This is a genomic window from Mesorhizobium sp. M8A.F.Ca.ET.021.01.1.1 (assembly GCF_003998025.1).
Classification (GTDB): Bacteria; Pseudomonadota; Alphaproteobacteria; order Rhizobiales; family Rhizobiaceae; genus Mesorhizobium.
This window is the reverse complement of sequence record NZ_RZSJ01000324.1, coordinates 1-6,779: the sequence shown is the minus strand read 5'-3', so window position 1 is coordinate 6,779 and position 6,779 is coordinate 1. Positions and strand designations below refer to the sequence as shown.

Here is a 6,779-nt window from a genome sequence, read left to right as displayed (position 1 = left end):
GTTCATGACCAGCCTCGACCAGAATGTCGTGGTGACGGCGCTGCCGGGCATCAGCGAAAGCCTTGGCCGTCCGCCGAGCCAGCTCGGCCTGCTGATCACCGTCTACGTCGCCAGCCTGATCATCTCCATGCCGCTCGGCGGCTGGGCGGCCGATCGTTTCGGCCTGCGCAACGTCTATTGCTTCGCCTTGCTGGTGTTTGCCGCTTCATCGGCTCTGTGCGGGCTCTCGAACGACATCTGGACGCTGGTCGGCGCCCGCGCGCTGCAGGGTTTCGGTGGCGCACTGATGGGCACGCTCGGCCAGGTCGTCATCCTGTCGACCTTCCCGCGCAGCCGGACCTTGAAGATCAACATGTATATCTCGCTGGCCGGCCAGTCCGGGCCGCTGGTCGGTCCGCTCGTCGGCGGCGCGCTGACCACCTACATCTCCTGGCGCTGGATTTTCTTCATCAACGTGCCGTTCGCGCTCGCCGCCGCAATCCTTGCCGCCTCACTGTTCCCGACAATGACCAAGCCCGTGCGCACGCGGTTCGATTTTCCAGGCTTTGTGCTGGTCGGCAGCGGCATGGTGCTGCTGGTCTTCGGCATGGACTCCCTTGCGGCGAAAGACGCCGCCAGCGGCATGATCGCGGCCGAGCTTGCGCTGGCGCTCATCATCCTGACGGCCGCCTCCTTCTACTGCCTGCGCGTGCGCAATCCCCTGCTCGATCTCAAGCTCCTGCGCATCCGCACCTTCCGCATCTCCTTCCTTACCGGAGGCGGCCTCGACACGATCGGTCTCAGCTCCGTCGTCTTCCTGCTGCCGCTGATGTTTCAGCTCGGCTTCGGCATGAGCGCGGTGCAGGCAGGATCGCTGACCTTCGTGGCGGCGGTCGGCTCGGTGGGTATGCGTTTCTTCATGCCACGCCTTCTCAACCGTTTCGGTTTTCGCCGCGTGCTGGTCTTCAACACGCCCGTGGTTGCCGCCATGGTCGCGGGCTTCGCCTTGATCCAAGCAACGACCCCGGTCTGGATCACGCTCACCTACCTCTTCGTCTTTGGCGTCTTCCGCTCGGTGCAATGGGCTTCGACCGGCAATCTAGCCTATTCCGACATCGCGCCCGAGCAGCTCGCCCGCTTCAGCGCGCTCTATTACATCCTGTGGCAGCTGGCGGTCGCCATCAGCGTCGGCCTCGCGGCCGCGATGCTGTCGTTTCTCGCCGGCGGCGGGCCGGCCGTCGCCAGCGATTTCCGGATCCTGTTCGTGATCGAGGGCATCATCACGCTCTGCGCGCTGCTTGCCTATCTCAAGCTGACGCCGCAGGACGGCGCCCATGTCAGCGGCCACGGCGCGCACATGAATACGGAATAGCGGCCCTGCCCCGGTTGGCGGCCGAGACCTATTCGCTGAACGTCACCCATTCCTCGAGCGGCTCACGATCGGTGCGGAAGGCGTTCTCGGGCCTGGAAGTGTCTTCATAGCCGAGCGCCATGCCGCAGACGACGATCTCCTCGTCGGGAATGCCGAGCACCGGCCGGATCTGCCGGTGATAGGGCGCGAAGGCCGCTTGCGGACAGGTATGCAGACCCCTGCCCCGCGCCGCGACCATGATGTTTTGCAGGAACATGCCGTAATCGATCCACGAACCCTGGTTGAGCCGGCGGTCGATGGTGAAGATCATGCCGACCGGCGCATCGAAGAAGACGAAGTTGCGGTCGTGCTGGGCGCGCATCTTGTCGACCTCCCGGCGGCCTATGCCGAGTGCGCCATAAAGGCCGAACCCGTTGGCACGGCGGCGGGTGAGATAAGGCTCGAAGAACTGGGTGGGATAATAGCGATATTCGTCCCAGTCGGCTTTTTCCGCGCGGATGCCGGAGTTCATGATGGCATCCGTGATCCGCTGCTTGGTCCCGCCCTTGGTAACGTAGACTCGCCACGGCTGCATATTGGTGCCGGAGGGAGCGCGCGCCGCAACAGTCAGTATGTCACGGATCGTCTCGTCATCGATCATGTCGGGCAGAAATGCACGCACCGAACGGCGCGACATGATCGCGTCGTCGACGATCTCGGCATCAACCGTGATTCGAGCCTTCTTTTCCAGCATGGGCCGTCCCTTAGCCGTTGTGTCGATCGGACGTCCCCACTCGCCGCTCGCGGCGGAGCCTTTGCATGAACCGTCAAAATCCTGCAAGCAAATCTTAAGCATTGGTGAAAATCTACTTGATTTTTTCATGAGCTTGATTTCTCATGAAATTCGACTGAAAATTTTCATGAAGTGAGCGATTTGGTCTCCCCTACCGCACGAACATTACAGGGACCTGACGAGCGAGTCCTGGCCGGCGATATCAGGGCCTTGCGCCGGGTGCGCGGACTGACGCTGGCCGAGATCGCGCTGAAGCTCGGCCGCTCGGTCGGCTGGGTCAGCCAGGTCGAGCGCGGCCTGTCGACGCCATCGCTCAGTGATCTCCGGGCCTTTGCCGAACTGTTCGGCGTGCCGATCAGCCTGTTCTTCAGCCATGACGTACCCGTGGAGAGCGAGCGCGGCGTGGTGGTGCGCGCCGGCAAGCGCCGCACGCTTGGCACCAGCGAATCCGGTCTGGTGGAAGAGCTTCTGTCACCGGACCTCGGTGGTAGCTTCGAGATGGTGCGGTCGGTCTTCGCGCCGGGAGCGGAGTTGAAGAACGAGGCCCGCCGGCCGACCGAGGAGGCCGGATACATCGCGTCCGGGCAGTTCGACATCGAAATAGCCGGGGTCTGGCACCGGCTTGGCGAAGGCGACTCCTTTCGCTTCGAAGGCAAGTCTTACCGCTGGCGCAATCCGGGTAGCGAGCCGGCTGTTGTCATCTGGGTGGTTTCGCCGCCGGTCTATTGATTGATGAGTGGATGTCGCCGGAACCGTGCAGCGGTTTTGCGACGGCGACACGCATAAAAACAAAAAGAAAAGCGCGGCGCGCTTGAAGATTGGGAGAAGAACATGGCGGGTTTGCCGAGCACTGCGCGCGTGGTGATCATCGGAGGTGGCGTGGTCGGCACCTCCTCGCTCTATCATCTGGCCAAGGCCGGCTGGACCGACTGCGTGCTCCTGGAAAAGAACGAGCTGACCTCCGGCTCGACCTGGCATGCCGCCGGCAATGTGCCGACCTTCTCCTCCTCATGGTCGCTGATGAACATGCAGCGCTATTCGACCGAACTCTATCGGGGCCTCGCCGACGCCGTCGACTATCCCATGAACTACCATGTCACCGGTTCGCTCAGGCTCGCCCACACAAAGGAGCGCATGCAGGAGTTCCAGCGCGCCAAGGGCATGGGCCGCTATCAGGGCATGGACATCGACGTGGTCGGGCTCGACGAGATCAAGCGCCGCTATCCCTTCCTCGAAACGCACGAGTTGAAGGGCGCGCTCTACGATCCGAGCGACGGCGACATCGACCCGGCACAGTTGACGCAGGCGCTGGCCAAGGGCGCACGCGACATGGGCGCGAAGATCATCCGCTTCTGCCCCGTCACCGGCGTGCGCCGTGAGAAGGACGAGTGGGTGGTTGTAACGGCGCAAGGCGAGATCCGCTGCGAGATCGTCGTCAATGCTGCCGGCTACCGTGCCGCCGAAGTCGGCAGGATGTTCGGCCGCGAAGTGCCGATGATGGTGATGAGCCACCAGTACATATTGTTCGAAGAGATCCCCGAGCTCGCCGCCTGGTCGAAGGAACAGGGCAAGAAGCTGCCGCTGCTGCGCGACGTCGACACTTCATATTATCTGCGCCAGGAAAAGGCCGGCATGAATCTCGGCCCCTATGAGCGCAATTGCCGCGCGCATTGGGCCACCCACAACGATCCCATGCCGGATGACTTTTCGTTCCAGCTCTTCCCAGACGACCTCGACCGGCTGGAGCATTATCTCGCCGACGCCGTCGCCCGCGTGCCGATCTTGGGCACCGCCGGCCTGTCCAAGGTCATCAACGGCCCGATCCCCTATGCGCCGGATGGCAATCCGCTGATCGGCCCGATGCCTGGCGTCCCCAATGCCTTCGAGGCCTGCGTCTTCACCTTCGGCATCGCCCAGGGCGGCGGCGCCGGCAAGGTGTTGGCCGAATGGGTGACGCAAGGCCAGACCGAATGGGACATGTGGTCGTGCGATCCGCGCCGCTTCACCTCCTTTGCTTCCGCGCCGGACTATTGCGTGGCCAAGGGCATGGAAATCTACGGCAACGAATACGCCATCCAGTTCCCGCGTCACGCCTGGCCGGAAGGCCGCGACAGGAAACTGTCGCCGATCCACGATCGCATCAAGGCGCTGGGCGCCCGCTTCGATGCCTATAATGGCTGGGAACGCGCCACCTGGTACGCGCAGGACGGCGACGACATCTCCGAGGAAGCCACGCTGACCTTCCGCCGCGAGGGGCCCTGGCAGCAACGAGTCCGCGAAGAGTGTCTCGCGGTCCGCGACGCCGCCGGCATCCTCGACCTGCCCGGCTTCTCGCGCTTCAATCTCGAAGGCCCTGGCGCCGCCGAATGGCTGAGCCGGCAGGTAACCGGCCTAGTGCCGAAGCCCGGTCGCATCGGCCTGGTCTATTTCTCCGACGACAAGGGCCGCATCGTCACCGAAATGTCGGTGGTGCGCCATGGCGAGGAGTCCATGACGCTGATCACCGCGGCGGTGGCGCAGTGGCACGACTTCGAATGGCTGAAGTCGCACATGCCCGGGGATGCCGCGTTCAAGCTGATCGACCGGACAGAGGAATTCTCCACGCAGATCCTGGCCGGCCCCAATTCGCGAAAAATCCTTGCCGATGTCTGTGAAGCCGACCTGACCTTGCCATGGCTGACGCATCAGGAAACCAGGATCGCCGGCCGCTGGGCCAAGCTGGTTCGCGTCTCCTTCGCGGGCGAGCTCGGCTGGGAGATCCACACCAGGGTCGACGACACCGCCGCCATCTTCGATGCGATCTGTGCCGCCGGGCAGCACCACGGGCTGAAGCCGTTCGGCATGTACGCGCTGGATTCGCTGCGCCTGGAAAAGGGCTACCGCACTTGGAAGGGCGACCTGTCGACCGACTATTCGATCCTGCAGGGCGGGCTCGAGCGCTTCGTCAAATGGGAAAAGCCCGACTTCCGCGGCAAGGCGGCACTCCAGAACGAGAAACAGCAAGGCGTGAAGAAGCGCTTCGTCACGCTGGTGGTCGAAAATCCCGGCGATTGCGACGCGCCCTACATGTCGACGCTCTGGCACGACGGCCAGATCGTCGGTGAGACGACATCGGGTGGCTGGGGTCATCGTGTCGACAAATCGATCGCGCTCGGCATGCTGCGCGCCGACCTGAGCGAGCCCGGCACCTCTGTCGAGGTCGAGATCTTCGGCGACCGTTTCAAGGCGGTCGTGCAGCAGGACGAGCCGTTGTGGGATCCCAAGAACGAAAGGCTGCGCGCATGAAGCCGGTTATCCTCACCGATGGCGGCATGGGCCAGGAGCTGGTGCGGCGCAGCAAGTCCGAGCCGACGCCGCTGTGGTCGGCCAGGGTGCTGATCGACGAACCGGACCTCGTGCGCGGCCTGCATGCCGAATTCATCCGCGCCGGCGCCCGGGTCATCACCATCAACACCTATTCGGCGACGCCCGAACGCCTGGCGCGCGAGGGCGCGGAAGACCTGTTCAAGCCGTTGCAGAAGCGTGGCATCGACCTCGCCAGGCAAGCCCGCGACGAGGCCGGCGACGCGGCGATCGCCGGCTGCCTGTCACCGCTTTTCGGCAGCTACGCGCCGGCGCTGACGATCTCCTATCAGGATACGCTCGACATCTACCGCCGCATCGTCGCCGAACAGGCTGATGGCGTCGACCTGTTCCTGTGCGAGACCATGGCCTCTGCCGAAGAGGCACGCGCGGCGGTCACCGCCGCATCGGAAAGCGGCAAGCCCGTCTGGGTGTCATGGACGCTGGCCGATCACGGCACGCCACGCTTGCGCAGCGGCGAGACGATTGCGTCGGCAGCGGATGCGCTCGGAGGTCTGCCGGTGGCGGCGCGGCTGCTCAACTGCTGTCGCCCGGAAGCCATCGCGGCGGCCTTGCCGGAACTGGTCGAGCTCGGCGGCCCGGTCGGCGCCTATGCCAATGGCTTCACCTCCACCGAAGCACTCAAGCATGGCGGCACCGTGGACGTGCTGCATGCCCGCCACGACCTCGGTCCGGATGCTTACGCCGATCAGGCTGTCGGCTGGGTGGAAGCTGGAGCGGACATCGTCGGCGGTTGCTGCGAGGTCGGTCCCGCCCATATCGCCGCCTTGCGCGACCGGCTGCAACAGAACGGTTACGCGATCACGGGAGTCTTACATGCCTAAACCATCATCGCGCATTACCGGCATCGTGCCATCGGGCAAGGATGGCTGGGAGGTTCATTTCGCCGCCTGGAACCGCAAGGAGGCCGGCGAGGACATCATCATGCTGTCGGTCGGCGACCACGATTTCGACACGCCGTCGCAGACGATCGAAGCTTGTGTGGCAGCGGTCCGTGGCAGCAACCATCACTACACGCCGCTGCCCGGCCTGCCGCGCCTGCGCAAGGCCATGGCGGCGGCCTCCAGCGCCTGCACCGGCGTCGAGACGAGGCCGGAAGAGGTCATCGCCACGCCGGGCGGCCAGGCAGCACTTTACGCTGCCGTGCAAGCCGTGCTCGATCAGGGCGACCACGCCATCGTGGTAGCGCCCTACTATGCCACCTACCCCAACACGTTCAGTGCCGCCGGCGCTAGTTTCACCGTGGTCGAGACGCCGGCCGAGGATGGGTTCCAACCCCGCACGGACATGATC

The 6,779-nt window shown here is 64.3% G+C and carries 6 protein-coding genes; 5 read left to right on the top strand and 1 reads right to left on the bottom strand.

Going from position 1 to position 6,779, the window contains the following annotated elements; translation table 11 throughout:
* The coding region (locus EOA36_RS22475; protein ID WP_127279480.1) for an MFS transporter at positions 1–1,351 on the top strand (1,351 nt) is incomplete at its 5' end.
* Between the two features lie 28 nt (positions 1,352–1,379).
* On the opposite strand, the gene EOA36_RS22470 is transcribed toward EOA36_RS22475, so the two are convergent.
* A complete protein-coding gene (locus EOA36_RS22470; RefSeq protein WP_189553313.1) occupies positions 1,380–2,084 on the bottom strand; it encodes a nitroreductase in 705 nt (234 codons plus the stop codon).
* Positions 2,085–2,255: 171 nt separating this feature from the next.
* On the opposite strand from EOA36_RS22470, the gene EOA36_RS22465 reads away from it, so the two are divergent.
* The 4 genes from EOA36_RS22465 to EOA36_RS22450 form a co-directional block, all read left to right on the top strand.
* Complete coding sequence (locus EOA36_RS22465) at positions 2,256–2,852, top strand: XRE family transcriptional regulator (protein ID WP_189553311.1); 597 nt, start codon at positions 2,256–2,258, stop codon at positions 2,850–2,852.
* A 102-nt stretch (positions 2,853–2,954) separates the two neighbouring features.
* Complete coding sequence (locus tag EOA36_RS22460; RefSeq protein WP_127279478.1) at positions 2,955–5,408, top strand: FAD-dependent oxidoreductase; 2,454 nt, start codon at positions 2,955–2,957, stop codon at positions 5,406–5,408.
* Complete coding sequence (locus tag EOA36_RS22455) at positions 5,405–6,310, top strand: homocysteine S-methyltransferase family protein (protein WP_127279477.1); 906 nt, start codon at positions 5,405–5,407, stop codon at positions 6,308–6,310. The genes EOA36_RS22460 and EOA36_RS22455 overlap by 4 nt, the downstream gene beginning before the upstream one ends.
* Positions 6,303–6,779 (top strand): aminotransferase class I/II-fold pyridoxal phosphate-dependent enzyme (locus EOA36_RS22450; protein WP_127279476.1); only part of this gene is annotated, 477 nt, incomplete at its 3' end. The genes EOA36_RS22455 and EOA36_RS22450, both read left to right, overlap by 8 nt.